This is a genomic window from Paenibacillus glycinis, assembly GCF_009909185.1.
GTDB classification, from domain to species: Bacteria; Bacillota; Bacilli; order Paenibacillales; family Paenibacillaceae; genus Paenibacillus_Z; species Paenibacillus_Z glycinis.
The window spans coordinates 155,827-181,981 of sequence record NZ_JAAAMV010000002.1 but is presented as its reverse complement, the minus strand read 5'-3'; the positions used below and the strand labels follow the sequence as shown (position 1 = coordinate 181,981).

Below are 26,155 nucleotides of genomic sequence, written 5' to 3'. Positions count from 1 at the left end.
AGGCGAAGACGGCTTTTACTTCGAACATCGAAATAAAAGCCGTTCCTCGCATGCGGCCTCTTGTAGCCTGGGGCAATTTACGGTTGCCTGGTCGAGACGCTCACTCCGATCAATGAGCTTATACAAGAGTGTGAATAGCGTGTTAGATAAACTAACATATTGAATGTAATTTCATTCTATTCACGTACATCTATTTTGTCAATGCCGGTTTTTGCGATGTTAATGTAATGTTATGTGACGTCGAATTCGGTGAGCAGCAACCATTGCCCCGCCATTGATTTGGCTTCGCTGCATGCGCTACACTAGATAGGCAATACATCTATCCGCATAAGGAGACGACGCCGATGTTTCATACCGAACACTATACGGAATCCAAGGCGCAAAATTACGAGTTGGTCATCCGTCAGCTGCAAGCGCTCCTGGAAGGCGAATCGGATCGCATCGCCAACCTGTCCAATAGCTCGGCACTGCTCAATCAATTTCTGGACGACATCAATTGGGTAGGATTTTACGTATACCGGGACGGGGAGCTGGTGCTTGGACCGTTCCAAGGGCTGCCGGCCTGCGTTCGCATCCCGCTGAACCGCGGGGTTTGCGGGAAAGCGGCGGCCGAGCGGACGACGGTGCGCGTGGCTAACGTCCACGAGTTTCCGGGACATATCGCGTGCGACGCCGCCTCGCAATCGGAGATCGTCATCCCGATCGTCAAGGACGGCGAGCTTGTCGGCGTGCTCGACATCGACAGTCCCTTGCTCGATCGCTTCGACGAAGAGGACCAGCATTACTTGGAGAAATTCGTGGCCCGGCTCAACTTGCATCTGTGAGCTGCTTGGCCCGCTCGAACCGTCCGAACCGCCCGTTCAAGGGCGGTTTTTTTGTTGCTTCCAAAATGGCTCGCTGCCATCAGGGAGCAACCGCCATCGTCGCTTCGAAGCAGGCAACGACGAGAAAGTGAACATATTAAGCGTTGACAGCGATCAACGTCCATGGCTATAATAAAAAACGAACGGTCTGTCTTTTATTGGTTGGCGCCGTGCAGGCCGGTTTGCAAACCAACGGCGGCCGCAAAATTTCACGAATTAGAGGAGCGATACAGGCATGAGCAGAGTATGGTTTATTACGGGAACATCGACGGGATTCGGCCGCAAATTCGTGGAGCAATTAATCCCGACCGGAGATAAGATCGTCGCTACCGCGCGCAATATCAACGACATCGCCGACCTGAAGGCGGCATCGCCGAACAACGTGCACGTCGCGGCGCTGGACGTCACGAACAAGGAACAGATCCAAGCGGCGGTCGATGAAGCCGTGGCGACATTCGGGAAAATCGATATCGTCGTCAACAATGCCGGTTACGGCTTGTTCGGCATGCTCGAGGAATACACGGACGAACAGACGCGCCATCAATTCGACGTCAACGTGTTCGGCATGCTGGATGTCATCCGCGCCACGCTGCCCGTCTTCAAGAAGCAGCAAGCGGGTCATTACGTGAACATTTCCTCGATCTTCGGCGTTTGGGCTATTCCGGCCTACAGCTTGTATGCCGCTTCCAAGTTCGCGGTCGAAGGCTTCTCGAAGTCCATGGCCGTCGAGCTCGCGCCTTTCGGCATCAAGACGACGATCGTCGAGCCGGCCATCTTCGTGACCGAATTCATGGGCCAATCGAGAAAAATGGCCGACCCGCTGCCAGAATACGCGCCGGTCTACGAGGCCTTCGACAAGAGCTACGAAGCCGTGCCGAAGGGCGACCAAGGCAAGGCGGTCGAAGCGATCATCGCGATGATCAACAGCGGCAATCCGCCGCTGCATTTCCCGGTCGGCGGAATGGCGTCCATGGGCATCCGCGACGAGCTTGGCAAGCGGATCGACGAAGTGGTGCAGTGGGAATCGACGTCGCGTCTCGCGGACTGAACGCCTTCTGAGGCATAACCATCGTAGTGCCGAGCAATCATCGCCGCCGCGTACTTCCATCTGATTCGCGCTTTAACGAACGGCAATTCGATAACAACCGATTCTCCTACGAGGATCGGTTGTTTTTTCGTCTGTCTGCCCGCGCGGGCCGAACTCCCATTCATCCTTGCGTCCCTCTTACCGCGAATATCCGTATTTTTAGCCGGCGTTGCTAACGAGCGGCTTTCGTATCCAGTTCGAGACCAGCACGCACAGGGCAAGGAAGGGAATGTAGCCGTATAGCAGGATGCTGCCGGCGTATCGGCTGATTGTCTCCAAAAGCCCGACCGCCAGGATGTCCTCCGACCATGTGACGACGACGAATACGATCGCGGCCGTTACCCACAACGAGACGCGGCCGGATAGGGGCGTGGAGAAGCGGAGAATGCGCGCGCTGCCCCAAAGGACCAGACAGCATGGCGGCGTGATGATGAAGATCCAATTGAAGATATAGAAGTAGTCGAACCGCTCCAGGAACGTGAAATGAATGATTTTGGACATGCCGAGCGTCGGCCAAACCGAATGCTTGAGCTGGCCCAGGTTATAATACGCGAACGCGGATATCGTGAAGATTCCATACAGGAGATACGAATGCATGACGCCGATATGCGCCCACTTGATCGCTTTCGCGTTGTCCCGAATGAAGGGATAATACAGCAGCAGCAGTTCCGCGCCCATGTAAAGCGGGACGCTGCGCTCGGCCGAATACGCGTAATCGGGCAGCGCGTGATTGAACACCGGAAGAAAATTGCGCCAATCCGCGTACTGCAGCGGGATGAACAGCGTGATGATCAGCAGGCTCGGGATGAGGACGAACCAGAACGAGAGTCCCGTGATGACGCGGAAGCCGCCGTCGGCGATATAGACGAACAGCAGCAGAAAGACCAAGCCCACGCGCCATGTCGGAATGTCGGGGGACACCAGCGTCTGAATGACCTGCGAATACGTGACGAGCTGATTGCAGACGAACAGGAGCAAATACAGCCAAAAGACGCCGTTCAGCAGGGTTCCGAGCCATTTCCCGAACAGCTGGACATGCAGCGAGATGAGATCGCCTTTTTTCGCATGCTTGAGCACGTAGAACATCAACAGCACGACCAGATGCATGGACATGCCCACCAGCAGCACGGACACCCAGGAATCCTGTTCGGCCCCGTGCGCGATCTTGCATTGGAAATCGAGCACGGCGATGCCGGTCTGCGATTTATGGATCAGGAACCACAGCAGGTACGGCGATACGGTTTTGGAGAGAGAGGCTTGATAGCTCATGGATGTTATTCTCCGGCTCCGGAATTTTTTAGCGTCGCCTTCACGCGTACGTCGAACTTCATGGCCGGATAGACGTTCCGGTAGAACTCGGCCGCGTTCCAATGCCGGTCCACCGATCTGAATTCTTCTCCGACTCCCACTGAATCGATGCCGTTCGCTTGAATCTTCTTCAGCAGCGCAACCAGCTTCTCCATCAGTTGATGTTCGATCGAAGCGGCAAGATCGTCGACTTCGAAGAGGTTTTTGGCGATGCGGTTTCCTTGGAAGCTCCGGATGCCGCCGTTCAAGCGGACCTCGAACCGCGCTGCGGCCGGGACCGCGCGCATATTGGCGGAAAGCCGGGTGCTTCCGTGATGGATCGACATTACGAAGAGCTCGCCTTTGTACGTAAATGGCACTTCGCCCTTGACTTTCTTGCCCAGCAGGATTTCGAAGAGGGTCATTTCGGGCGTGTCCAGAACAAGCCGGAGCCGCTCTTTCTTGAACAACGCATATCCGTCGACTTCGATTTGGCGCTCGGCGTCCAGCCTCAGGCTCGGCATGGACGGATCCTTGCCCTCCGAATAGTAATCGTGAAGGAACAGATAGAGGTTGGACAGCGGGACGTTGCCGTCGCGAATGTTCTGCTGCACGACATTGTAAGGCGAATTCTCGAGCTCCTGACGGTCCAGGCTGTTGATCACCTTCTCCGCGGAACACGAGGATACGGCCAGCAGCACGTTGCCGCCTAGCGAGGGATCGCGAGCGACCGTGTCGATGAGCCTGGTGATGCCTCCGGCCGCGATTTCCCGGCTGAAGACGATCGTATTGATTTTGTTGTATCTGATTTTGCGCGGCGTTTGCAGCGAGAGATGCTGCAGGATCAGCTTCGGATCGTTGCCGGTTCCTTTCATGATGGCCAGGCTGCCTTTCCGGTGGATATAATTCGGGTAAGCGACGGTTCCTTTGCAAAGCTCGCCGTCCCGGTCGAAGCCGACCGCCACCAGGATCCGAATCCGATTGACGATGTTCGCGTTCCCGCAGCCGGCGAGCAGCATGGCGCTCAGCGTAAGCATGCCCAGCAGCAGCTTAGTCCTCATGATCGATATCTTCCTTCACGGTGTCCGGTTTATAGCGCTTCTTGCGCTGGGGGTTCAAGAACAAGGCGCGGTTGGTCGTATATTGATAGGAGGAACGAACCAGGCTGTCGGCGAAGTTGCCCGACCGGAACGGATAGAACGGAACCAAGTACGGCGTATCCAAACTCTTGAGCCGCAGCAGATGAGTCAACAGCATGATGAAACCGACGACAATGCCCAGACCGCCGAGCAGCGCGGAGAGCAAGATAAGCGGAAAGCGCAGCACGCGAATCGTATTGGCCATCTTGAAGATCGGCGTCGTAAAGGAGGCGAGCGCGGACAAAGCCACGATGATCAGCAGAATATTGCTCGTGAGCGCCGCTTGGACCGAAGCCTCGCCGATGACGATGCCGCCGACGATGCCGAGCGTTTGCCCGATCTTCGCGGGCAGCCTCGCTCCCGCTTCCCGCAGCAGCTCGATGGTCGTCTCCAGGAACAGCACCTCCATCACGGGCGAGAACGGAACATGCAGCCCCGACAGCATGATCGGATGCAGCAGCCGCGTCGGAATCACTTCGAAATGGTAAGTGAGCACGGCGATATAGATCGGCGAGGCGAACAGCGAGAACAACACGCTGAGCATGCGGATGATCCGGAAAAACGTGCCGGAAATCCAATTCAAGTAATAGTCCTCCGGCGAAACGAAAAAATCCATGAAGGTCGACGGACCGGACAGCACGTAGGGCGAGCCGCCGCTTATCACGGCCACTTGGCCGGAGGACACGGCGTAAGCGATCCGGTCGACGCGTTCCGTGGTCAGAAACAACGGGAAAGGCGTATTCGAATTATCCGCGATGACTTGCTCGAGCAGCGCGCTGTCGTAGACGACATCCAAGTCGATGCCCTTCAGCCGTTTTCTCATCGTTTCGACGATCTGAGGGTTCGTGATCCCTTCGATGTAAGCAATGACGACCGCCGTTCGGGATAGCGAGCCGATCGTCGTTTCTTCGAAGATCAGCTGCGGGACGGCGATTTGCTGCCGCAGCAGGTGCATGTTGATCGTCAGATTCTCGACGAAGCCGGTTTTGGGACCGATGACGCTGAATTCGTTCTCGGTATCGTTGTTCGCCCGATGACCCATGTTCTCGTCGCGGACGTTGACGAGCAGCGCTTGGCCTGCGCCGGCCGCAAGCTGGATCATGGCGTAGCCCTGCTGCAGCTTCTGGACGATTCGGTCCGTCTCGCGCTCGGTCTTCGCATCGTCGAAGGGAAGATGCGCGATAACGTCCGCCCAGCCGTCGATTTTGTCTTGCATCCTGCGCAGCGCGGGCAGGAGGTTGTCGTGCACCTCGCGACTGTCGGTCATGGACAGATAATAGCTGAGCGTAAGGCGTTCGGGCCGGCATCCAGGGCAATCCGCAGGAAATCGCTGGACTTGCCGACCAAGGTTAACAGCTGATCGAACGATTCGATTTTCGATTGTTCGGCCGGGTCCACGCGGGTTATCCTCCCCCCAAAGAAAATCGCCGTGCGAAGAATTTGGAAATAACTGAACGTAGTGTGGCCCGAAATCGGCGAAATATACCGCATGACGCGGGAGACCGCGCGCTTGACCTGGAGTATGCTCCACCGGTTAAGATGCTAATACTAACGGCCAGCCATCCGGCCGGCCGGAAATCAAGGAGGCGGCGAGTCATGGAACCTGTATTGTCGATCGCGGACATTGCCGAAAGGACGGGGTTAAGCTACGATACGATCCGTTATTACGAGAAGATCGGGCTGCAGCCGCCAGCCAAGCGCGCGCCGAACGGGCAGCGGACCTACGACAAGTCGGATCTGGAACGTTTCGTCTTCATCACGCGTTTGAAGCGGACGCAGATGCCGTTGAAGGAAATCGAGCGCTACATGAAGCTGGCGGCGGCCAAGGAGTTGGAGGGCTGCAGCCGGATGCTGGTCGAGCACAAACGCCATATCGAGTCGCAGATGGCGGAGATGAGCGAGACGCTGAAAGCCTTGGGCTATAAAATCGAGCATTTCGAACAGATGATGCACCTATCGGGATTAGGAGGAGACTGACATGCCGACCGACACCGCATACCGCGTCACCCCGCAGGCGCCGATCCCCTCGGGCTTCGGCCCGCTGACGACCGCCCGCGAAGCGTTGGGCGGCCGCGACCTGAGCGGCAGGACCGCCATCGTGACCGGAGGCTATTCCGGCATCGGACTGGAGACGACCCGGGCGCTGGCGGAAGCGGGCGCGACGGTGATCGTGCCCGCGCGGACGCCGGAGAAAGCCCGTACCGCCGCGGTCGGCATCCCGGGCGTCGAACTGGAGACGCTCGATCTGGCCGATCCCGCGTCGATCGATGCTTTCGCGCGGCGTTACCTGGCTTCGGGACGGCCGCTCGACATGCTCGTCAATAACGCCGGCATCATGGCCGCGCCGCTGACGCGCGACGCGCGCGGCTACGAGTCGCAATTCGCGACGAACCACCTCGGCCATTTCCAGCTCGCGGCGCGGCTATGGCCGGCGTTGAAGCAGGCGGGCGGCGGCGCGCGCGTCGTCTCCGTCTCTTCGTCCGGCATTCGATTCGGGGGCGTCGATTTCGACGATCCGAATTTCGAACGGCGTCCGTTCGACAAATGGACGGCGTACGGCCAGTCCAAAACCGCCAACGCGCTGTTCGCCGTCGCGCTCGACAAGCGCGGCTACGAGCATGGCATCCGTGCTTTCTCCGTGCATCCGGGCCGGATCATGACCGATCTGGTCCGGTTCATGACGGACGAGGAGAAGGCCGCCGGCGGGACGGCCTACAAGTCGGTCGAGCAGGGGGCGGCGACCAGCGTCTGGTGCGCGGCGAACGCCGGTTTGAACGGCATGGGCGGCGTCTATTGCCTGGATGCCGACATCGCCGAGGGTCATCCCGGACATTGCGCTCGAGGGGACCGGCCAAGTGCTGGCAGGCGTGCTTCCGTGGGCGATCGATCCGGACTTCGCGGAGCGGCTGTGGCGGCTTAGCGAGGATATGACCGGCGCGCGGATCGAATAGCGGGCAAGGATCTCAAGGATCGCAAAAGGATGAAGAAGGATGATAAGGCCGTCTTGCCGGGCGAGGCGGCTTTTGGCGTTGGCCGGGACCGGGACTCCCGAACCATGCGCTTTGGAGCGGATCTGCAGCCGATGGAGGGAAATGCGCGCGCTTCTCGAAGTAGTTAAGGGAGGAACGACTACTCACGGAGGTGCGAAGAGGTGGAACAGCAACGAAATTGGGCCGGCAATTACACGTACGGCGCCTCGGAAATCCATATTCCCGATAGCTTGGAGCAGGTACAGGACTTGGTGGCGCGAAGCGAGCGGCTGAAGGTGCTCGGCACGCGGCATTCGTTCAACGACATCGCCGACACGACCGGCGCGCATGTGTCGCTTCAGAAGCTGAGCCGGGTGATCGCGCTCGACCGCGTCCGCAACACGGTAACGGTCGAAGCCGGCATTCGCTACGGCGACCTGTGCGCATATCTGCAAGACAACGGCCGCGCGCTGCATAACCTGGCGTCGCTGCCGCACATCACCGTCGCCGGCGCGTGCGCTTCGGCCACGCACGGGTCCGGCGTCCGGAACGGCAATCTGGCCACGGCGGTCCGCTCGCTCGAGGTCGTCCAGGGCAACGGGGAAACCGTCGTGTTCTCCCGCGGGGACGAAGACGGGCGATTCGACGGCGCGGCGGTCGGGCTCGGGGGCTTGGGCGTCGTCACGAAGCTTACGCTGGACGTCGTCCCGGCGTTCGAGATGACCCAGCAGGTGTACGAGGACCTGCCCTTGGCACAGCTGGAGTCGAACGCGGAGGCGATCCTCGCGGGCGGCTACAGCGTCAGCTTGTTCACGGATTGGAAGCAGCCGGCGTTCAATCAAGTATGGGTGAAGACGAAGCATGCGGGCGACGCTGACGCTGGCGTCCTGCCCGAGCTGTTCGGCGCGAAGCCCGCCCGGGAGAACCTGCATCCCGTGCCGGGCCACTCGGCGGAGAATTGCAGCGAACAGCTCGGCGTGCCGGGGCCGTGGCATGAACGGCTGCCGCATTTTCGCATGGCGTTCACCCCGAGCGCGGGCGAGGAGCTGCAGAGCGAATATTTCGTGCCGCGCGAACGGGCGTACGAAGCGCTCCTCGCCATCGACCGGCTGCGGGACGCGATCTCGCCGCTGCTGTATACGTCCGAAGTGCGCACGATCGCCGCGGACGGGTTTTGGATGAGTCCGTGCTACCGGCAGGATTCGGTCGCGATTCATTTCACGTGGAAGCCGGAATGGGCGGCGGTGCAGGCCGTGCTGCCGTTGATCGAGGAAGGGCTGGCGCCCTTCGGCGCCCGTCCGCACTGGGCGAAGCTGTTCACGATGGCGCCAGCGCGGGTGCAGTCGCTGTACGAGAAACGGCCGGAATTCGTCCGCCTGCTGGAGGATAGCGACCCGAATGGGAAGTTCCGCAACGGCTTCCTGCTAAAATACATCGCCGAGAATGCCGTTTAGCTGTTTCGCATAATGGCTGAGCGGTGTAGTTATGCTAGGGGAATAAAGCGCCATGGCGCTCGGCGAGGATTGCTCGCAGCCCCGGATAACGGCTACATCGGGCTCATCGGGAGGTATATCGTCATGCAGGATTTGGAGATCGTCGGTCAGCAATCGGTTTTCGAACATGTGTTCAAGCACGCGCCGATCGGCATCGCGCTCGTGTCGATCGAGGGGGATTGGATCAGCGCGAACCCTGCCGTCTGCAAAATATTCGACTGCACGCACGAAGAATTGCTGAGCCGGCCGGCAACCGACTTCGTCTATTCGGACGATCCCGCGATCAACGCGCGGGTGCTCCAAGAATTGTTCGACGGCGCTTCGCATACCTTCGAGGTCGAGAAACATTTCATGCACCGGAACGGCGACAGCATCTGGACGTCGCTGCACGTCTCGCTCGTTCGCGAAGAGGAGACCGGGCTTCCGCTATATTACATCTCGCAAGTGCTGGATATCACCGCGACCAAAGCGACGGAGCTCAAGCTGCAGGAGAGCATCGAACGTTACACGTCGCTCAAGAAATACAATCACGACGCGATCGTCTCGTTCGGCTTGGACGGCACGGTCATCAACGGGAACGTCATGGCGGAAAGCCTGACCGGCTACAAGATACCGGAGCTGATCGGCACGGATATCGCCAAGTTGATCGGCGAGCTCAATGTGCGCAACGTGTTGACGACGCACGGCGATTACACGTCGGTCGAGAACGACATTAATCTGATTCGCCATAAAGACGGGCATCGGGTGGAAGTGCTGGCGACGGTCGCGCCGATCATCATTCGCGGCAAGAACGTCGGCTTCTACCTGATCGCCAAAGACATGACGGAGCAGAAGCGGCTCATCATCGAGAAGGAAGCCGCGGAGAAGACGAATCGGGCGAAGAGCGATTTCCTGGCCATGATGAGCCATGAGATCCGGACGCCCATGAACGGCGTCATCGGCATGACCGATCTGATCCTGCAGACGCCCTTGGACGCCGAACAGCAGGAGTACGTTCAAATCATCAAGAAGAGCGGCACGACGCTCCTCGCCATCATCAACGATATTCTCGACTTCTCCAAGATCGAATCGGGCAAGTCGGAGCTCGTCGAAGAACCGTTCAGCGTCAGGACCACGCTATCGGATGCGCTGAACGTGATCCTGCCCAAGACGCTCGAGAAAAATCTCGCGCTCACGACCTCCATCGCGCAGGATGTGCCGCAGATTGTCATGGGGGACGTGACGAAGGTTCGCCAGGTGCTCATGAATCTGATGGGCAACGCGATCAAATTTACGCCGAACGGCGCGGTCTCGATCGTCGTCCAGCGCGATCCCTCGTCGGAAGCGGACAAGGTCAAGCTCCGGTTCTCGATCCGGGATACCGGCCTCGGCGTCGCCGCGGACAAGGTCGTTCATCTGTTCGATCCGTTCTACCAAGCGGATTATTTCATGACGCGCGAGTTCGAGGGCACCGGCTTGGGGCTGGCTATCTGCAAGAAGCTCGTGGCGCTGATGGACGGCGATATCTGGCACGAGCACAACGGCGATCAACCGGGCTCGACGTTCGTGTTCACGGGCACCTTCCGGCAGTTGGAGCTGCCGGCCGTCGCGAGCGCGGAGTCCGAGGAAGTCCAGGCGGCGGATCCGCTGCGGATCATGATCGCGGAGGATAACGAAGTCAACCAGACCGTGCTCAAGAAAATGGTCGAGAAGCTCGGCTACAATTCGACCGTCGTCGTGAACGGGGCGGAAGCGATCGAGGCGGTCGAACGTTCCCCCTACGACATCATCTTCATGGACGTTCAGATGCCGCTCGTCGACGGCGTCGAGGCCGCCCGCGTGATCAAGGAAAAAATGTCGGCGGAGAAAATTCCGTTTATCGTGGCGGTCACGGCGCATGCGCTCAAAGGCGACCGGGAGCGGTATTTGGCGGCGGGCATGGACGAATACATCAGCAAGCCGATCCAGATGGACGCCGTCTCGTCCGCGATCGAGCAGTGTTTGGCGATCAAGCGCAGAAGCTGATCGCTTGAAGCCTCGGGCGCAAGCCAAACAGCCGATTCCCCGTTTCGGACGGAGGGCGGCTGTTTCCGCGTGCGCGGGCAACCTCCCTGCGGGGCGATGCAATTCGACAACAAGAAATGAACAAGGAGAGATGGTTATGTCCGAACGGACGGCAGGCATTCATCATATTACGGCGTTTTCGCGGGATCCGCAGACGACCGTGGACTTTTATACGGGCATATTGGGACTGCCGCTCGTGAAGCGGACGGTTAATTTCGACGCGCCGGATACGTATCATCTGTATTTTGGCGATCCGATCGGCGCGCCCGGAACCGTGATTACGTTCTTCCCGTCCTCGACCGCGCGGGACGGAAAGGTCGGCGGGGGACAGCCGGGCATCACGACGTTCGCCATACCGGCCGGCGCGAGCGGGTATTGGGAAGAACGCCTGGCGGGACACGGCATCGCCGCCGCTTGCGAGACGAGGTTCGGGGAAGCCTTCCTCCAGTTCGAGAACGGCGAAGGGCTGCGCATGGAGCTGGTCGAGCGGGCGGAAGGACCCGAACGCGAGGACGATTACGCGGGCATTCCGTCCGGCCAAGCGATCAAGGGCTTCGGCGGCGCGGTTCTCTTCAGCAGGGATTACAAACCGACCTTGGATGCGCTCGAGAACGTGCTCGGGCTGACCAAGGTCGGCGAACAGGACGGCTATGCCCGATTCGTCGGCACGGCGGACAAGGGCGGCGTGATCGACGTGCCGCTGACCGACATGGAATGGGGCAAAGGCGGCGTCGGCACCGTGCATCACATCGCTTTCCGGGCGAAGGACGAGGAAGAGCTCGCGCGCTGGCGGGAGCTGCTCGTCCGCGGCGGGTATGAGCCGACCGAGATCAAGGACCGGCAATACTTCCATGCGGTGTATTTCCGCGAGAAGGGCGGCATTCTATTCGAGATCGCGACGGACGTCCCGGGCTTCGCGCGGGACGAGGCGCCGGGCGAATTGGGACGGAAGCTCATGCTGCCGGCCTGGTTCGAACCGCGCAGGGCCGAGCTGGAAGCCGCCTTGAAGCCGATCGCGGTCCGGGCTGCGAACGAATCGCAAGGAATCGGCGGCTAAAGTTCCCTGCCGCCCCGGTATGCGCGGGGCGAGATGCCGTACCTTTGCTTGAACAGCTTGGAGAAATGGAACTCGTCGTAAAACCTGAGCGATGCCGCGATCTCCTTGATCGAGGCGCTCGTCGTCTCGAGCGCCGCCTTGGCGGACGCCAGCTTGAGCTCCTGCATGTAGCGGGCCGGCGACATGCCGGTTCGGTCGCGGAAGCGGGCGAAGAACGCCGTGCGCGACAACCCGCTCCGGCGGACGAAGTCGCCGACCGGCACCGGCTGCCCGATATGCTGATGCATGCGGAACAAGATGTCGTCGAGCTCCGGATGCCGCCGCCGGCCGGTCGCTTCCTGCTCCCTGGCAAAGAGCAGCAGCAGTTCCTGCGCGGCTTCGCGAACGGCGTAGCCGTAGCCGATCGGCCGGACGATGAGGCTGTCGATGAGCCGCTCGCAGAGCCGGACCGCTTCGGCAATCTTGGCGGTCGAGACAGGCTCTCCGACGGCGAGCTCGAGCTCATGCGCCATGTCCAGGGGATCGAATTGCATAAAATAAAATTTCCACTCGCCTGCCGGACAACGGTAGGCGCAGGGAACGCCGCCCGGGACGATCATATAGGTTCCGGCGTCCAATTCGAAGGCACGGTCCGCCAACGCGATCGTGCCTTTTCCGTCGAACGTGACGAAGATGCCGGGAGACTCGAACCCCTGCGGCTTGGCGACTTGGTAGGCGTCGTTCGTCAGCACTTTCCAGATCGTTTTGAACCGAAGCTCGCGAAGCGCGACGGGATCGTCCGGTCCGTAGGGGATGTTCATGTAAGTCATGCGGGCGGCCTCCTGACGAGGGGATCGAATGGGCATTATACGTACGATTATACATGTTTCCGCGACTTCGCTCCATGGAACGGGGAGCCGCCGGCGGCTACAATGAAGCTATCACGCGCGATAGGGGGCTGCCGCATGTTCGTCAAGGTTGGAAGCCGGGAGCTGGAGCTCGGAGGACCGCATTTAACGGAATTAAAGGATTCGAACGACATTTTGCACGATGCCGATGCGCTGCGAAGGCGAATCGCGCAGGACGGGTACTTGCTGCTGCGCGGCTTTCACGATCGGGAACGGGTGCTGGAGGCGAGACGCGCCGTTTTGGAGAAGATGCGAAAGATGGGCAAGCTTGACCGGGACACCCTGCTGGAGGAAGCCGTCATGGCGGACGGAAGCAAGTCGCTCTTCATGGGCGGTACGAACGAGGACCTGCCGGAGCTGCTGAACGTGCTGAACGGCGATCACATCATGCTGTTATTCGATCGGCTGCTGGACGCGAAGTCGCTGACGTATCATTACAAGTGGCTTCGGGCCGTCGGCAAGGGCGACTTCACGGGCGCGCATTACGACATCGTCTATATGGGCCGCGGCACGCGCAACGTGTACACCGTCTGGTCCCCGCTGGGCGACGTCGATTATGCGACGGGCGGTCTCGCGCTCTGCCTGGATTCCCATCGCTTCGAGGACTTGAAGCAATCGTACGGCAAGAAGGACGCGGACCGGGACGGCATCGGCCATTACACGGACGATCCGCTCGTCATCACGAACAAATACGGCGGCAAGTGGGCGACGACGGAATTCCGGGCAGGGGATATTCTCATCTTCGGCATGTTCCTCATGCACTGCTCGCTGGAAAACACGACGCATCATTATCGGCTCAGCGTGGATACGCGTTACCAATCGACGCTCGAGCAAATCGACGACCGCTGGAGCGGCAAAAAGCCGCGCGGGCACTATCAGGATCCCGTATCGCGTTGACGAATGCGCTAAGGGGCCGACGTTGGATTCATAAGCGGCAGGTTTCAGCCTGCATGACGGACAGCTTGCCGCAGATGCCTTCGATTTGTCGGCGGCATGTTGCTGTTCGCTCGTCGTCCAGCCTTCGCCCAGGGACCGCCCGAAGAAAATGCTTGCCTTAAAGTGAACTTTAAGGCGTAAGATGGGATGACATTCCGGGAAAGTCGACAACCTATAGCGAACGGAATGAATCCTATCGAAGGCGGTAACCCATATGTACTTATATTCAGCAAACGAAACAACGCCGCAGGCGCCGATCGGATCCGGATTCGGGCCGCGCTCGACGGCGCGGGAAGTGCTTGCCGGACGCGACTTGACCGGCAAAATCGCGATCGTGACGGGCGGCTATTCCGGCATCGGACTCGAAACGACGCGCGTGCTGGCCGAAGCCGGCGCCACGGTGATCGTGCCCGTGCGGTCGCAGGAGAAAGCGCAAGCCGCGCTTGCGGGTATACCGCGGGTGGAGACCGAGCGGATGGAACTGACGGATCCGGCCTCGATCGACGGCTTCGCCGAGCGGTTTCTGGCTTCCGGCCGGCCGCTCCATATAGTGGTGAACAGCGCGGGCATCATGGCGAACCCGCTGACGCGCGATGCGCGCGGCTACGAGTCGCAGTTCGCGACGAACCATCTCGGGCATTTCCAGCTTACGGCCAGACTGTGGCCGGCGCTGCGAGAGGCCGGCGGCGCGCGGGTCGTCGCGGTCACCTCGCGCGCGCATCGGCTGGGCGGCATCGACTTCGACGACCCGAATTTCGAACGGCGGGAGTACGACAAATGGAAGGCGTACGCGCAGTCCAAGACCGCCAACGCTTTATTCGCCCTGGAGCTGGACAAGCTGGGCAAATCCAGCGGGGTCCGCGCGTTCTCCGTTCATCCCGGTCTCATCCCGACCGATATCGGCCGCAGTTTGACCGACGAGGAGAACGGCGTCCAGAAGGTAACGGACAAGAACGGCAGCAAGGTCGGCGACGCGAACGCGGACCAGATGAAAACCGTCCCGCAGGGAGCGGCGACGAGCGTCTGGTGCGCGACGAGCAGCCGGCTGGACGGCATGGGCGGGGTCTACTGCGAGGATAACGATATCTCCGAAGCCGTGCCGGCCGACAGCGTGAAGGGCACGGGCGTTCGTCCGTGGGCGATCGATCCCGAAGCGGCCAAGCGCTTATGGACGCTCAGCGAAGCGCTGACCGGCGTGAAGCTTAACGATTGAGCGCGCGGACGGCCGCAAGTATCGGACGGTCGCTTGACTTGGAGTTTGCTCCATCGGGTACGATGCAGGTGAACGCCAATCAAGCATCGCGAAGGAGGAGGCTCCATCCATGAAACGAAGAATTCTCGGCGTTACCGGCATCTCGGTCAGCGAATTTACGCTTGGCGCCATGATGTTCGGCACGATGGGCAACGCGGATCATGACGATTCGGTCCGCATGATCCACTCGGCGCTGGACGCCGGCATCAACTTTATCGACACGGCCGACGTCTACTCGAGAGGCGAGTCGGAGGAAATCGTCGGCAAGGCGCTCAAAGGACGGCGGGACGACGCGGTGCTCGCGACGAAGTTCGGCCTTCCCATGGGCCCCGACGCGAATCACCGCGGCGGTTCGGCTCGCTGGATCAAGCGCGCGGTCGACGACAGTCTTCGCAGGCTCGGAACGGATTACATCGATCTGTACCAGATCCACCGCCCGGATTACGATACCGATCTCAACGAGACGCTCGCGGCGCTGTCCGATCTGATCCGAGCGGGCAAGGTGCGGGCGATCGGCTCGTCGACGTTCCCCGCGGAGCTGATCGTCGAGGCGCAATGGGCGGCGCGTCAGGGCGGCCATCATCGCTTTCTGACGGAGCAGCCGATGTACTCCATCTTCGCGCGTAAGCTCGAAGCGGCCGTCCTGCCGGCCGCGCAGCGTTACGGCATGGGCGTGCTCACCTATAGCCCGCTGAACGGCGGCTGGTTGTCCGGCCGCGCCGATCAAATGGGCAGCCACCGGGCGACGAGCCGACCGGCGTTGTACGACGCGACCATCCCGGCCAATCAAGGCAAAGCGGAAGCGCTTCGGAAACTGAACGCCCTCGCGGACGAGACGGGCATCGCGCTGCCGCATCTCGCGCTGGCGTTCGTCCGGTCGCATCCCGGCGTCAGTTCGGTGATTATCGGTCCGCGGACGCAGGAACAGCTGGACGGACTGCTTGCCGGCGCCGACGTCGAATTGAACGGCGAGATCCTCGACCGCATCGACGGGATCGTCCCGCCCGGCACCGATCTCAATCCGGCCGACAATTACAATGCCGACCACCCGGCCGTTCTCGACAAGCGGCTGCGCCGCAGGTAACGTCTTCCCGAGGTGCGCGTTCGTCGAATGCGCCGTACAAGCAAGCATCCCCGACCTGTGCATTCGATGCTCGAAGCAAGCGAATATCCCCAGTCTGCATGTGCATGGTTCATCTAAGCGAAAACCCTCGATCTGGAAAGGTCGGGGGTTTTTGCCGTCCGCCGGGGCGTCCGGGACCGCGTCGCGCCGCTCATTCCGGTACGGAATTTAAGAAATATTTTAGGTTTAACGCGTTTTCTTTTTAACTAGTTCGCCTTATGCTGGGACAGACGAACGTTCAGGAGGAACATTGCAATGAAGAAATGAATCGTAGTGCTTGCCGTCCTGCTGCTGATCGGCTACCGGGCGTCGCAGCACAAATCGGAAGCGGACCGCGAACGACCGCCGGCGGATTCCGGACAAGTCCAGTCGTCCGATCAAGCCTCCGGGCCGGATCCGGCTTCCGGACCGGAGCTGGCGCCGGCATCCGATAAACACGCGCAGGAGACGGATGCATCCGAATCGGAAATGAATATCGACGTGACCCGGGATCAGGTTCACCGGGGCGATCTCTTGCTGGTCAACAAGGACAATCCCGTGCCGGAGGGCGGCGCGGAGACCGAAGCGGTCAACTTATACCGGCATAAGGAGCTGCTGGACGGCTTCGGCTTGCTGGACAGCTCGATCATGCTGTCGCCGGACTTGGCCGAGAAATTCTCGACGATGGTCGACGCGGCGGCGGGCGAAGGCGTGAAGCATTTTATCGTCAGCAGCGGCTACCGGGACGAGACCAAGCAGGACGAGCTCTACCGGCAAATGGGCGCCGATTACGCGATGCCCGCCGGCTACAGCGAGCATAACCTGGGCTTGTCGCTCGATGTCGGTTCCACCTTGGGGGAGATGAGCGACGCCCCCGAAGGAAAATGGTTGACGGAGAACGCGTGGAAATACGGATTCACCTTGCGTTACCCGGCGAACAAGACGGCCGTGACGGGCATCTTGTTCGAGCCTTGGCATTTCCGGTACGTCGGGTTGCCGCACAGCGCCATCATGGCGGATCATGATTTTGTCTTGGAAGAGTATCTGGCTTATCTGAAAGCACAGCAGAAGGCGTCCGTCACGGTCGACGGGAAAACCTACGAGATCTTCTATTTCCCGGTCGCGGAGGATACGACCCTGCATGTGCCGGCGAAGGGCAGCTACGACATATCCGGCAACAACACGGACGGCGTCATCGTCACCGTGAGACTATAAGCGCGCATAGCCGACCGCAACCAAGCAAGCCTAACCTACGGCACGAAACGGCCCGTCCAGCTGATCACGGCATGAACGGGCTTTTTGGCCTGCGGACGATGATGGCCGCCTATGACGAAAGGCAGGGGGGAAGAGTGTGTCGATCACCATATTGATCGCCGACGACGAAGCGGAGATCGCCGATCTGATCGGGCTGCATCTGGAGAAGGAAGGTTACCGCTGCCTGAAAGTATACGACGGCCAGCAGGCGGTCTCCGCGATGCAGGCGAATGCCGTCGATCTGGCGATCTTGGACATCATGATGCCCAAGCTCGACGGGTACGAGGTCACCAGGCAAATTCGCGAGCAGCATCATCTGCCGATCATCTTCTTGAGCGCCAAGGCGAGCGATCTCGACAAGATCGCGGGACTCGTCAGGGGGGCGGACGATTACGTGACCAAGCCGTTCAACCCGATGGAGCTGGTGGCGCGGGTCAATGCCCAGCTCAGGCGGGCGAAGCAGTTCAACGCGTCCGCGCCCGCGAACAAGCAGACGATCGAAGCCGGCGGACTGGTCATCCATCCCGACGAACGCGCCGTCTTCTTGTACGGCGAGCCGATCGAGCTGACGCCGAAGGAATTCGACATCCTGCTTCTGCTGGCCAGCTATCCGAAGAAGGTGTACAGCTCGGAAAACATTTTCGAGCACGTATGGGGCGAAACCTATTACGAAGGCAGCAACACGGTCATGGTGCATATTCGCACCTTGCGGAAGAAGCTCAAGGAAGACGCGCAGAAAACCAAATTGATCAAAACCGTCTGGGGAGTGGGGTATACGTTCAATGGCTGACATCATCCGGAGTTTCCGTTTCAAAATGATTCTGCTGTTCGGTCTGAGCATGCTGTGCGCCGCAGGGATCACGTATGCGATCTACAAAGCGCTGCAGCTTTACTACTATACGACCAAGGTCGAGAATCCGCTGACGAAGGTGCGGTATTTCATCCGGGACATCGGCGACGTCAACTTCTTCCTGATCATCTTCATCCCGCTGTCCGTCTATTTCTTCTTCGTGCTGACCAAGCGGTACGCCGGGTATTTCCGCGAGATCTCGAGCGGCATCAACCAGCTCGCGAACGGCGACTTCAACAATCGCGTCCGTATCCCCTCGACGGACGAATTCGGCGCGATCGCCAGGGACATCAACCTCGCCAGCGTGAAATTGCAGGATGCTTTGGAGCGGGGAGACTTTGCCGAGAACAGCAAGGAACAGCTGGTCCTGAACCTGGCGCATGACCTGCGCACGCCGCTGACGTCCGTGCTCGGGTATCTGGATTACATCATTCGCGACGACGGATTGTCGGCGGCGGAGATGAAGCATTACGCGAATATCTCGTTCGCGAAGTCCCAGCGGCTCGAGCGGCTGATCGACGAGCTGTTCGAGATCACCCGCATGAACTACGGCAAGCTGGCCGTCGACAAGAAAACGATCGATCTCAGCGAGCTGCTCGTTCAACTGAACGAGGAGCTCTTTCCCGTGTTCGAGCGCGGCGGCCTGACGACCCGGCTGGAGGTGCCGCCCGGCGTGTGCATCCAAGGAAACGGCGAGCTGCTCGCGCGCGTCTTCGAGAATCTGCTGACCAATGCCGTGCGCTACGGCAAGGACGGCCAATTCGTCGATATTCGCTGCACGGCGAATGCGGACGAGGCGACGATTCAGGTGATCAACTACGGCGATTCCATTCCCGCGGAGGAGCTGCCTTATATTTTCGACATGTTCTACACCGGCGATCATGCGCGAACGCATCAAGAGGGGAGCACCGGGCTCGGCCTGTTCATCGCGAAGAATATCGTCGAGCAGCATCAGGGCGACATCTCGGCCCAGAGCAGCCTGATCCGCACCATGTTCGAAGTGCGGCTGCCGTGCCGGTAGACGCCGAGTCGCCGCCGTTTTAGGGAAATTTAATCTTTCGCCTACTTCTTTCTTTATCCGTCCGCTTTATTGTTGAGGCATGAAAGGCAGGTGGATACAGAATGTGAGGAAGAGATGGCAGGGATGGAAAACGGGGCGATGGCCGGCGCGGCGGCATCGCACGGACGCGGCTGCGGCATGGCTGTTTCTGGCTCCGAGCGGCGCCGGATTCGCGCTGTTCTATCTGATTCCGTTCGCGATGGGCGTCTTCTACTCGGTGCTGGACAGTCCGGTGGACGGGCATTTCGCCGGTCTCGCGAATTATCGCGAGCTGCTGGCGAGCGGTTCGTTCCGCAAGGCGGCGGCCAACAGCGCTTACTTCAGCGCGGTCGGCGTTCCGCTCAATCTCGCGATATCGCTCGGCTTGGCGCTGCTGTTGAACAAGAGCCTTTATCTGCGGAGATGGCTGCGGACGGCTTACGTGCTGCCGCTCGTCGTCCCGGTCGCTTCGATCGTGCTGGTCTGGCAGATACTGATCGATTGGAACGGTTCGCTGAACGCATGGCTGAGCGCATTCGGCTGGGAGCGGACGGATTGGATGAAGACCGGATCGGCGCGCAACGTCGTCGTCGTCGTGTACCTGTGGAAGAACGTCGGCTATAACGTCATCTTGTTCTTGGCGGGCTTGCAGCAGATTCCGCAGGATTACTACGAGACCGCGCAGATCGAAGGCGCGGGGCGCTGGCGGCGATTCAGCGGCATCACGCTGGTGTATCTCATCCCCGCGATGTTCGTGGTCGCGATCATGTCGATCATGAACTCGTTCAAAGTATTTCGCGAGACGTACTTGATCGCCGGGGATTATCCGCATGACAGCATCTATATGCTGCAGCATTACATGAACAACATGTTCCTGTCGCTCGACATTCAGAAACTGACCGCGGCGGCGACGCTGATGGCGGGCGGCATCCTGCTGATCGTCCTGGGCTTGTTCGCGGTCGAACGCCGGTATCGGCAGTTCATGGAATAGGAGGGAGGGCGCGTGCCCATCGCCAAGTCGCTGCAAAAAAGCGCGTTAACGCTCGTGCTCGGCATGATCGCGCTGCTGTTCGTGAGTCCGATCGCGATCACGTTCACCAATTCGCTCATGACCGCGCAGGAGCTCGATATTAACTACGGCTCGATCGGGCAGGTGAAGACGGCTTCCGGGGACGAGCCGCCGTTCGCGAACCTGAAATTGCTGCCGGATCTCGTGTCCTTGAAGCAGTACGGCGAGGTTTTGCTGAGCAGTCCGAGGTATCTGCGGATGTTCTGGAATTCGGTATACATGGTGGCGCCGATAATCGCCGGGCAGACCTTGATCGCGGCGCTTGCCGCTTATGCGCTCGGCAAGCTGCAATTCCGCGGCCGGGAGACGATTTTTCTCGTCTACCTGCTGACGATGCTCATGCCGTTCCAAGTCACGCTCGTGCCGAATTACATCATGGCCGGCAAGCTCGGGCTGCTGAACAGCGCGAACGCGATTATTTTGCCCGGCATCTTCGCGGCGTTCGGCGTGTTCATGCTTCGGCAGTTCGCGCTGCATATTCCCTACGCGTATCTCGAAGCCGCCAAGATGGACGGCGCCGGGCACCTGCGGATCTTTCGCGCGATTATCCTGCCCCTGATCAAGCCGGGCTTGGCTTCGCTCGCGATTCTCTTGTTCGTCGATTATTGGAACATGGTCGAGCAGCCGCTGATTTTTCTGGATAATCCGTTCCAGCAGCCGCTGTCCGTCTATTTATCGCGGATCAACGCCGAGAAAGGGATCGCGTTCGCCGCGTCGATGCTGTACATGACGCCGATGGTGCTGTTGTTCTTGTACGCGGAGACGTATTTTATCGAAGGCATCCAATTGTCCGGCATCAAAGGATAACCATGGCCGCGCAAGAACGGCGTCCGCGGATCGCGGTCGGCCGGATCATTCGAACGGAGGAGAAGACGGAAGATGGAATTGGCAGCAGCGCGGTCGGACGGCAGGCGCAAACGAATCATTTTGATCGCCTTCTCGGTATTTGCGGGTCTGCTTGCGATCATGACGTTATTCGGCAACACGCTGCAATCGTTGACGCTGCCGAAGGTGCGGACGGAACAACCGGTTCGCGGCAGCCTGGCGTTCACGCTCGAAGCCGGCGGCAGGCTCGAGCCCTACTCGGAAGCGGAGCTGCCGAACCCGGCCGGCTGGAAGGTACGGAAGGTGCGGGTGAAGACAGGCGAGCGCGTGAAGAAAGGACAGCTGCTCGTCACGTACGACGGCGCGTCCGCGGCACGCGAATTGGAAGACGAACGCTCCTTCGCGGAGAAACAAAACATCGAGCTGCAGAACGCCCAAGACCAGTTCATCCTGACGTCGGCGGGGGGAGACGCGCTCGAGATTCGCAAAGCCAAACGCGCGATCGAATCCTTGAAGCTCGATCTGGGCGCGCAGCAGCGGAAAATCGCCGATCTGACCGAAAAGCTGGCCGCCGAGCGGGAAATCCGCGCGCCGTTCGACGGGACGGTCACGCAGGTGAACGCCGTCGAAGGATTGGCGTCCTCCGGCGAACCGGATATCCGCATCGCGAACGGCAGCCTCGGCTACCGGCTTGCGGTGACGGCGGATCGCGCGCTGATCGCCAACCTGGGCTTGACGGTCGGGAAGCGGCTTGACGTCGAGGTACATACCGTTCAAGGGCAACGGACGCGCATCGTCGCCGGAACGATCGACGAGCTGGAGGAAGCTCCGCTGCGCGCCGCCGGCGACGATGGGGCGAACGCGCCGCCGATCCCGATGCAGGTCGTCAAGCTGAAGCTCGCGGACGCCGGCCTGCAAGGCGGCGAGGAGGCGAAGCTCGCGCTCAAGCAGCCTTCGCCGCAATCGGGCTTGCTCGTCTCCAATGCGGCGATTCATCGCGACGGCAACGGCGCATTCGTCTATGTCGTCGAAGAACGGAGAGGGGCGCTCGGCAATGTCTTTGCGGCCCGCCAAGTGCGAATCCAGGAAGAGCAAACGAACGGCGTCCAGACGATGATCCAATCGGACCTGCTGAGCGAGGACGAACGGATCGTTCTCGAGAGCGGCGAACCGCTCCAGGACGGGAACCGCGTTCGCTTGCAGTAACCGAAGCAGGATGAATAAACAAAACGGAGGCATTTCAACGATGAAAAAATGGCTGTGCACGGCAGCGTTGTTCCTGACCTTGACGACCGCCTGCAGTTCCGGCGACGAAGGGGAAGCGACTACGGCAGACAACAAGGGATCGGAAGGCGAAACGTCGACCGTGACATTGTCGGTCCGGCAATTGACCCCCTTCTACCAGACGCTGGAGAAGAAGTTCGAAGCGAAGCATCCCGAGATCGATTTGCAAATCAAGGCGTATAAACAAATCGGCGAAACATTCGAGCCCGAGGATTACGAGAAGTACCAGAAGACGACGAATACGGCGCTGCTGTCGGGGAAAGGCGCGGATGTTTATGAAACGGACAATTTGCCGATCGAGGAATACGTGGACAAGAAGCTGTTTCTGAACATGGACGATCTCATGTCGAAGGACGCTCTGCCGAACAAAGGCGATTTGGAAATGAACGTCTTGAACGCGGTGAAGATGAACGGCGGCACGTACGCCATGCCGGCCGGCTTCAACGTGCGGGCTTTCGTGGGCGACGGGGACGCGCTCGCGCAGGCGGATTACGACGAAGCGACCTGGACCTGGGAGCAGTTCGTGACGACGGCGAAGGCGATCATGCAGCAGGAGCAGCAGAGCGGCAAGGAACGCCGATATGCCATGGCGGATATGCCGCCGGATGTCCTGCTGCAAGAAATGGTGGTCGATAATTACGCCAAATTCGTGGATGCCGACGCCAAGAAAGCCAGCTTCGATGCTCCCGAATTCGTGAGCTTGCTGAAGCAAGTCGACCAAATCTACGCGGATAAGGTCATGACTTCGGAGCCGGCGGACATGGGCAAGCAATTGTTCTATTCGGCGGTCGTGCAATCGCCGGCAGACATCATCGACGGCCTGCATGCGTATTTCGCCCATCCGCGCGTCGTGACGAAGCCGCACATCGGCGAGGCGAGCGGCATGCGGATCATCCCCGTGATGCAGTTCGCGATCCAGGCGAAGTCCCCGGCGAAGGAGGCGGCCTGGAAATTCATCGCCTTCCTGCTGTCCGAGGAAGGGCAAACCGCTGAGGGGCGGGCAGGATTTTCGCTGCTCAAATCGGTGAACGACAAGCAGCTGGACGATCTGGCGGCACAAGTGAAGAGCGGCTCCCGCAAACTGCCGAACGGACAAACGGCGACCGCGACGGACGAGGAATTCGCCCGCTTCAAGGAGCTTCTCCATGCCACGACGAATTATGAGCAGCTGGACGGCAAAGTGGTCGGGATCGTCGGGGAGGAAGCCTACGCGTATTACGGCGGGCAAAAGACCGCGGAGGAAGCGGCGAAGCTGATCCAGAACCGCGCCACGACCGTTCTGAACGAGTAGACGCGCCGATCGGAATCGACGAAGGAACAGCCCGGGCCGCGGGCTGTTTTTTCGTTTCTGTGCCGGCCGGTTGGTCGGCCGGTTCGCCGGTTGGTCGCAGAGACGCTTTCGCGCTCGCGAGGGGCGCAAGTTTTATATTTATTTAAGATTTACCCACTTTCTCTTTAAATTGTTTTTCTTATGCTGAAGAGGTAGAAAGGCCAGGAAGAAAGCGAGGAAACGAGATGACACCCAACAGACGGTTGAACGGCTTTATGATTCGCGCGCTGCTTGCCATGTACCTATACGCGTTATTCGAAATCATTTTATTTAAATTCCGCCTCATCGACGCCAAGTATTTGTGGCACCAGCTCCTGAGGAGCTTGGACAGCCCCGGTTATCTCAGCTGGCAGCTGCACGGCGGCAACCTGACGCCTTTCAAGGAAATCGCCAGGACGCTACACGGCCAATCGCCGCACGACCTGATGAACCTGGTGGGGAATATCGCGATCTTCGCTCCCCTCGGCCTGTTTCTCGGCTTGCTGTCCAAGAACGGCGGGATGCCGCTGACCGGCACGTTGCTGGCTTCGTTCGGCCTGAGCTTGCTGCTCGAAGGCGGGCAGGCCGTATTCGCCATCGGCACCTTCGACGTCGACGATCTGCTGCTCAATACGGCAGGCGGCGTGATCGGCGGTTTGGTATTCAAATTATGCGCGGCATACTTGGCGGCGGAATCCGATGGCAGCCAAGCCGCGCCTGCCCCCCAACTGGACCAAGCAGGAGGAGTTCTCCATGCAAAAGGATGAAGCGACGATGATGGATCTTGGCGCAAACGAGGTATTCAACGCTCTGTATCAGAAGCATTACAAACAAGTGTATTATTACGCGTATTCGATCTTAAGGGACCATTTTCTGGCGCAGGACGCGGTGCAGGAAACGTTCATCAAAATATTCCGGCGGTTCAACGCGCTGAAGTTCGACGACATTCAGGAGGCCTGGCTCAACGTCATCTCCCGCAACACCGCGATCGATCTGTACCGGAAACGGATGAGAAGCCAGGAATTCTCGTACGACCGCATGGAGGTCATCTCGGGCGCCGTCGACGGGGGCATGGAAAGCGCCCTCGAAAAATCGGACGAGTTCGAGCTGCTCGAGGTCTTGAAGCCGGAGCAGCGGAAGGCGCTGCTGCTCGTGTACGGCTACGGGCTGACGTACAAACAGCTGGCGTCCATTCAAAAAATATCGATCGGCGCCGTGAAGACCCAGATCCATCGCGCGAAGAAGAAGCTCCAGGCGATGTCGCGCGAGATGGAACCGGCGTATTGACGGCGGACAAGCTCGCCGCGGCAAGAAATAGCATCATAACGGCGGACAAGACGGGCGACGGCAAAAAAAGCATATTGACGGCGGACAAGCTCGCCGCGGCAAGAAAAAAGCAGCTCGTTCTGGATGAACGAGCTGCTTTCTCGGTTGCGGCGTCGGCTTAGGAAGCAGCCGCGCAACGGCAAGGCCGATTTTGACCGACGCGGGCTAAGCACCAGTTTGAGCTTCAGTCCCCGACTCGGCACAAGCTCGGCGCAGGCTAAGTTCCTACCATTCCCAAGGCATTTTGACCGGGTAGCCGACTTTCTCGCTGCGCAGCAGCTGCTGCGAGCGCTTCGGCAGGCTGTCGTACGTTTCCCGCGGAATTTGGATCTGATAGCCGCTGCCGTACCAGTCGCGGTTGTAGATCAGCGCGATGTTCGTTCTGCGATAGTCCGAACGGTTCGGCGTGCCGCGATGCCACATCCGGATGTCGCGGATGACGATGGAGCCGGCGGACATGTAAACCTTCTCCGAATGCATGAATTCAGCCGCGCGCACGATATGCATATGCGGATTGACGATGCCGCCGAGCGTATCCTGGTTCGCGCGGTCGCCGTGCAGATGCGTGCCGCCCGGCCAGACTTCGAGCGGCCCGTTCTCTTCGGTCGTGTCGACGAGCGGGATGTTCAGCACGAGGCTGAACGGCGGCAGGGCGACCGACATATCCGGGAACAGCGGGTTGATATCGCAGTGCACGGCCTGGTAATCCGAACCCGGCATCGGCGTGTCGGACGCGAAGTACGAGATCTTGTTATACTCGCCGAGCAAGCCGTCGATCACGGCCATCGCGATCGGATGCTCGATAATGGAAGGATCGTTGAACGGCGCCTGGAACGGCAGATGCATCTGCGCCCGGTTCGTGCCGGTGTTGTAGCCGCGGCGCCCGATGTATTCGTCGAACAGCGGGTCGAAGGCCGAGCGGAGCCCGGCGACCTGCTCGTCGCCGTACACTTTGTCGAACACGATGTAGCCGTTCGCTTTCACTTGTTCGATCGCGATCGCGAGCTTCTCGGGCTCGAGCTTGCCGTTCTTGATTTCTTCGGCTGTCAATGTCATTTTCATGGTCGTTTGCCTCCGTAGGGGC

The 26,155-nt window shown here is 59.9% G+C and carries 26 protein-coding genes and 1 riboswitch; of the genes, 20 read left to right on the top strand and 6 right to left on the bottom strand.

Features of this window, described 5'->3' with window-relative positions:
* Nucleotides 1–43 precede the first annotated feature (43 nt).
* A riboswitch (purine riboswitch) is annotated at nt 44–146 on the bottom strand.
* Nucleotides 147–344: 198 nt separating this feature from the next.
* A complete protein-coding gene (locus GT019_RS04905; RefSeq protein WP_161741633.1) occupies nt 345–824 on the top strand; it encodes a GAF domain-containing protein in 480 nt (159 codons plus the stop codon).
* A gap of 274 nt (nt 825–1,098) precedes the next feature.
* Complete coding sequence (locus GT019_RS04900; protein ID WP_161741632.1) at nt 1,099–1,911, top strand: SDR family NAD(P)-dependent oxidoreductase; 813 nt, start codon at nt 1,099–1,101, stop codon at nt 1,909–1,911.
* A gap of 198 nt (nt 1,912–2,109) precedes the next feature.
* Here the strand turns inward: GT019_RS04900 and GT019_RS04895 are convergent, their stop codons facing one another.
* Genes GT019_RS04895 through GT019_RS32255 form a run of 4 tightly spaced genes read right to left on the bottom strand, consistent with a single transcriptional unit; the run spans nt 2,110 to nt 5,774 of the window.
* Nucleotides 2,110–3,219: a GerAB/ArcD/ProY family transporter gene (locus GT019_RS04895; protein ID WP_161741631.1), complete on the bottom strand. Its 1,110-nt coding sequence runs from the start codon at nt 3,217–3,219 to the stop codon at nt 2,110–2,112.
* A gap of 5 nt (nt 3,220–3,224) precedes the next feature.
* Nucleotides 3,225–4,298, bottom strand: a complete 1,074-nt coding sequence (locus GT019_RS04890; RefSeq protein WP_161741630.1) for a Ger(x)C family spore germination protein — start codon at nt 4,296–4,298, stop codon at nt 3,225–3,227.
* Nucleotides 4,288–5,643, bottom strand: coding sequence for a spore germination protein (locus GT019_RS04885; protein ID WP_235946900.1), 1,356 nt, complete (start codon nt 5,641–5,643; stop codon nt 4,288–4,290). The genes GT019_RS04890 and GT019_RS04885 overlap by 11 nt, the downstream gene beginning before the upstream one ends.
* The gene (locus GT019_RS32255) at nt 5,640–5,774 is read right to left on the bottom strand and encodes a hypothetical protein (protein ID WP_268896020.1); all 135 of its coding nucleotides are present in this window, start codon (nt 5,772–5,774) and stop codon (nt 5,640–5,642) included. The genes GT019_RS04885 and GT019_RS32255 overlap by 4 nt, the downstream gene beginning before the upstream one ends.
* Before the next feature lie 198 nt (nt 5,775–5,972).
* Here GT019_RS32255 and GT019_RS04880 point away from each other — a divergent pair, with 198 nt between their 5' ends.
* The 5 genes from GT019_RS04880 (at nt 5,973) to GT019_RS04860 (ending at nt 11,938) form a co-directional block, all read left to right on the top strand.
* On the top strand, nt 5,973–6,353 hold the full coding sequence (locus GT019_RS04880; RefSeq protein WP_161741629.1) for a MerR family transcriptional regulator: 381 nt from the start codon (nt 5,973–5,975) through the stop codon (nt 6,351–6,353).
* 1 nt (nt 6,354) lies between these two features.
* Nucleotides 6,355–7,296: an SDR family NAD(P)-dependent oxidoreductase gene (locus tag GT019_RS04875; RefSeq protein ID WP_235946897.1), complete on the top strand. Its 942-nt coding sequence runs from the start codon at nt 6,355–6,357 to the stop codon at nt 7,294–7,296.
* A 231-nt stretch (nt 7,297–7,527) separates the two neighbouring features.
* Nucleotides 7,528–8,799 (top strand): FAD-binding protein, encoded by a 1,272-nt coding sequence (locus GT019_RS04870; protein WP_161741628.1) that lies wholly within the window; start codon nt 7,528–7,530, stop codon nt 8,797–8,799.
* A gap of 123 nt (nt 8,800–8,922) precedes the next feature.
* Nucleotides 8,923–10,842, top strand: coding sequence for a PAS domain S-box protein (locus tag GT019_RS04865; protein ID WP_161741627.1), 1,920 nt, complete (start codon nt 8,923–8,925; stop codon nt 10,840–10,842).
* 136 nt (nt 10,843–10,978) lie between these two features.
* Nucleotides 10,979–11,938, top strand: coding sequence for a ring-cleaving dioxygenase (locus GT019_RS04860; RefSeq protein WP_161741626.1), 960 nt, complete (start codon nt 10,979–10,981; stop codon nt 11,936–11,938).
* On the opposite strand, the gene GT019_RS04855 is transcribed toward GT019_RS04860, so the two are convergent.
* On the bottom strand, nt 11,935–12,747 hold the full coding sequence (locus tag GT019_RS04855; protein ID WP_161741625.1) for a helix-turn-helix domain-containing protein: 813 nt from the start codon (nt 12,745–12,747) through the stop codon (nt 11,935–11,937). The genes GT019_RS04860 and GT019_RS04855 overlap by 4 nt on opposite strands.
* Nucleotides 12,748–12,882: 135 nt before the next feature.
* Here GT019_RS04855 and GT019_RS04850 point away from each other — a divergent pair, with 135 nt between their 5' ends.
* From GT019_RS04850 to GT019_RS04790, 13 genes are all read left to right on the top strand, one after another.
* Nucleotides 12,883–13,722 (top strand): phytanoyl-CoA dioxygenase family protein, encoded by an 840-nt coding sequence (locus GT019_RS04850; protein ID WP_161741624.1) that lies wholly within the window; start codon nt 12,883–12,885, stop codon nt 13,720–13,722.
* Between the two features lie 253 nt (nt 13,723–13,975).
* On the top strand, nt 13,976–14,974 hold the full coding sequence (locus GT019_RS04845; RefSeq protein ID WP_161741623.1) for an oxidoreductase: 999 nt from the start codon (nt 13,976–13,978) through the stop codon (nt 14,972–14,974).
* 109 nt (nt 14,975–15,083) lie between these two features.
* Nucleotides 15,084–16,097, top strand: coding sequence for an aldo/keto reductase (locus GT019_RS04840; protein WP_161741622.1), 1,014 nt, complete (start codon nt 15,084–15,086; stop codon nt 16,095–16,097).
* 312 nt (nt 16,098–16,409) lie between these two features.
* Nucleotides 16,410–17,330 (top strand): M15 family metallopeptidase, encoded by a 921-nt coding sequence (locus tag GT019_RS04835; protein WP_407945061.1) that lies wholly within the window; start codon nt 16,410–16,412, stop codon nt 17,328–17,330.
* Nucleotides 17,331–17,466: 136 nt separating this feature from the next.
* Nucleotides 17,467–18,159 (top strand): response regulator transcription factor, encoded by a 693-nt coding sequence (locus GT019_RS04830; protein ID WP_161741621.1) that lies wholly within the window; start codon nt 17,467–17,469, stop codon nt 18,157–18,159.
* Nucleotides 18,152–19,240, top strand: coding sequence for a sensor histidine kinase (locus tag GT019_RS04825; RefSeq protein WP_161741620.1), 1,089 nt, complete (start codon nt 18,152–18,154; stop codon nt 19,238–19,240). Before GT019_RS04830 ends, GT019_RS04825 begins: the two co-directional genes overlap by 8 nt.
* Before the next feature lie 103 nt (nt 19,241–19,343).
* On the top strand, nt 19,344–20,249 hold the full coding sequence (locus tag GT019_RS04820; RefSeq protein ID WP_328803906.1) for a carbohydrate ABC transporter permease: 906 nt from the start codon (nt 19,344–19,346) through the stop codon (nt 20,247–20,249).
* Nucleotides 20,250–20,312: 63 nt separating this feature from the next.
* Nucleotides 20,313–21,134 carry a carbohydrate ABC transporter permease gene (locus GT019_RS04815; RefSeq protein ID WP_161742121.1) on the top strand — a complete coding sequence of 274 codons (822 nt, stop codon included), beginning with the start codon at nt 20,313–20,315 and terminating at the stop codon, nt 21,132–21,134.
* 72 nt (nt 21,135–21,206) lie between these two features.
* On the top strand, nt 21,207–22,358 hold the full coding sequence (locus GT019_RS04810; protein WP_161741618.1) for an efflux RND transporter periplasmic adaptor subunit: 1,152 nt from the start codon (nt 21,207–21,209) through the stop codon (nt 22,356–22,358).
* A 40-nt stretch (nt 22,359–22,398) separates the two neighbouring features.
* Nucleotides 22,399–23,727 carry an ABC transporter substrate-binding protein gene (locus tag GT019_RS04805; RefSeq protein WP_161741617.1) on the top strand — a complete coding sequence of 443 codons (1,329 nt, stop codon included), beginning with the start codon at nt 22,399–22,401 and terminating at the stop codon, nt 23,725–23,727.
* Between the two features lie 224 nt (nt 23,728–23,951).
* Nucleotides 23,952–24,512: a VanZ family protein gene (locus tag GT019_RS04800; protein WP_161741616.1), complete on the top strand. Its 561-nt coding sequence runs from the start codon at nt 23,952–23,954 to the stop codon at nt 24,510–24,512.
* Nucleotides 24,499–25,032, top strand: coding sequence for an RNA polymerase sigma factor (locus GT019_RS04795; protein ID WP_161741615.1), 534 nt, complete (start codon nt 24,499–24,501; stop codon nt 25,030–25,032). The genes GT019_RS04800 and GT019_RS04795 overlap by 14 nt, the downstream gene beginning before the upstream one ends.
* Nucleotides 25,029–25,193, top strand: a complete 165-nt coding sequence (locus GT019_RS04790; protein ID WP_161741614.1) for a hypothetical protein — start codon at nt 25,029–25,031, stop codon at nt 25,191–25,193. The genes GT019_RS04795 and GT019_RS04790 overlap by 4 nt, the downstream gene beginning before the upstream one ends.
* Before the next feature lie 103 nt (nt 25,194–25,296).
* Here the strand turns inward: GT019_RS04790 and GT019_RS04785 are convergent, their stop codons facing one another.
* Nucleotides 25,297–26,133 (bottom strand): phytanoyl-CoA dioxygenase family protein, encoded by an 837-nt coding sequence (locus GT019_RS04785; RefSeq protein WP_161741613.1) that lies wholly within the window; start codon nt 26,131–26,133, stop codon nt 25,297–25,299.
* Nucleotides 26,134–26,155 lie beyond the last annotated feature (22 nt).

Coding starts and splice junctions, on each gene's coding strand:
- GT019_RS04895 (WP_161741631.1), bottom strand. CDS start 3,219: ATGAGCTATCAAGCCTCTCTCTCCAAAACCGTATCGCCGTACCTGCTG.
- GT019_RS04810 (WP_161741618.1), top strand. CDS start 21,207: ATGGAATTGGCAGCAGCGCGGTCGGACGGCAGGCGCAAACGAATCATT.
- GT019_RS04890 (WP_161741630.1), bottom strand. CDS start 4,298: ATGAGGACTAAGCTGCTGCTGGGCATGCTTACGCTGAGCGCCATGCTG.
- GT019_RS04885 (WP_235946900.1), bottom strand. CDS start 5,643: ATGACCGACAGTCGCGAGGTGCACGACAACCTCCTGCCCGCGCTGCGC.
- GT019_RS04850 (WP_161741624.1), top strand. CDS start 12,883: ATGTTCGTCAAGGTTGGAAGCCGGGAGCTGGAGCTCGGAGGACCGCAT.
- GT019_RS04905 (WP_161741633.1), top strand. CDS start 345: ATGTTTCATACCGAACACTATACGGAATCCAAGGCGCAAAATTACGAG.
- GT019_RS04860 (WP_161741626.1), top strand. CDS start 10,979: ATGTCCGAACGGACGGCAGGCATTCATCATATTACGGCGTTTTCGCGG.
- GT019_RS04785 (WP_161741613.1), bottom strand. CDS start 26,133: ATGAAAATGACATTGACAGCCGAAGAAATCAAGAACGGCAAGCTCGAG.
- GT019_RS04855 (WP_161741625.1), bottom strand. CDS start 12,747: ATGACTTACATGAACATCCCCTACGGACCGGACGATCCCGTCGCGCTT.
- GT019_RS04800 (WP_161741616.1), top strand. CDS start 23,952: ATGACACCCAACAGACGGTTGAACGGCTTTATGATTCGCGCGCTGCTT.
- GT019_RS04880 (WP_161741629.1), top strand. CDS start 5,973: ATGGAACCTGTATTGTCGATCGCGGACATTGCCGAAAGGACGGGGTTA.
- GT019_RS04900 (WP_161741632.1), top strand. CDS start 1,099: ATGAGCAGAGTATGGTTTATTACGGGAACATCGACGGGATTCGGCCGC.
- GT019_RS04815 (WP_161742121.1), top strand. CDS start 20,313: ATGATCGCGCTGCTGTTCGTGAGTCCGATCGCGATCACGTTCACCAAT.
- GT019_RS04865 (WP_161741627.1), top strand. CDS start 8,923: ATGCAGGATTTGGAGATCGTCGGTCAGCAATCGGTTTTCGAACATGTG.
- GT019_RS04840 (WP_161741622.1), top strand. CDS start 15,084: ATGAAACGAAGAATTCTCGGCGTTACCGGCATCTCGGTCAGCGAATTT.
- GT019_RS04805 (WP_161741617.1), top strand. CDS start 22,399: ATGAAAAAATGGCTGTGCACGGCAGCGTTGTTCCTGACCTTGACGACC.
- GT019_RS04825 (WP_161741620.1), top strand. CDS start 18,152: ATGGCTGACATCATCCGGAGTTTCCGTTTCAAAATGATTCTGCTGTTC.
- GT019_RS04795 (WP_161741615.1), top strand. CDS start 24,499: ATGCAAAAGGATGAAGCGACGATGATGGATCTTGGCGCAAACGAGGTA.
- GT019_RS04875 (WP_235946897.1), top strand. CDS start 6,355: ATGCCGACCGACACCGCATACCGCGTCACCCCGCAGGCGCCGATCCCC.
- GT019_RS04845 (WP_161741623.1), top strand. CDS start 13,976: ATGTACTTATATTCAGCAAACGAAACAACGCCGCAGGCGCCGATCGGA.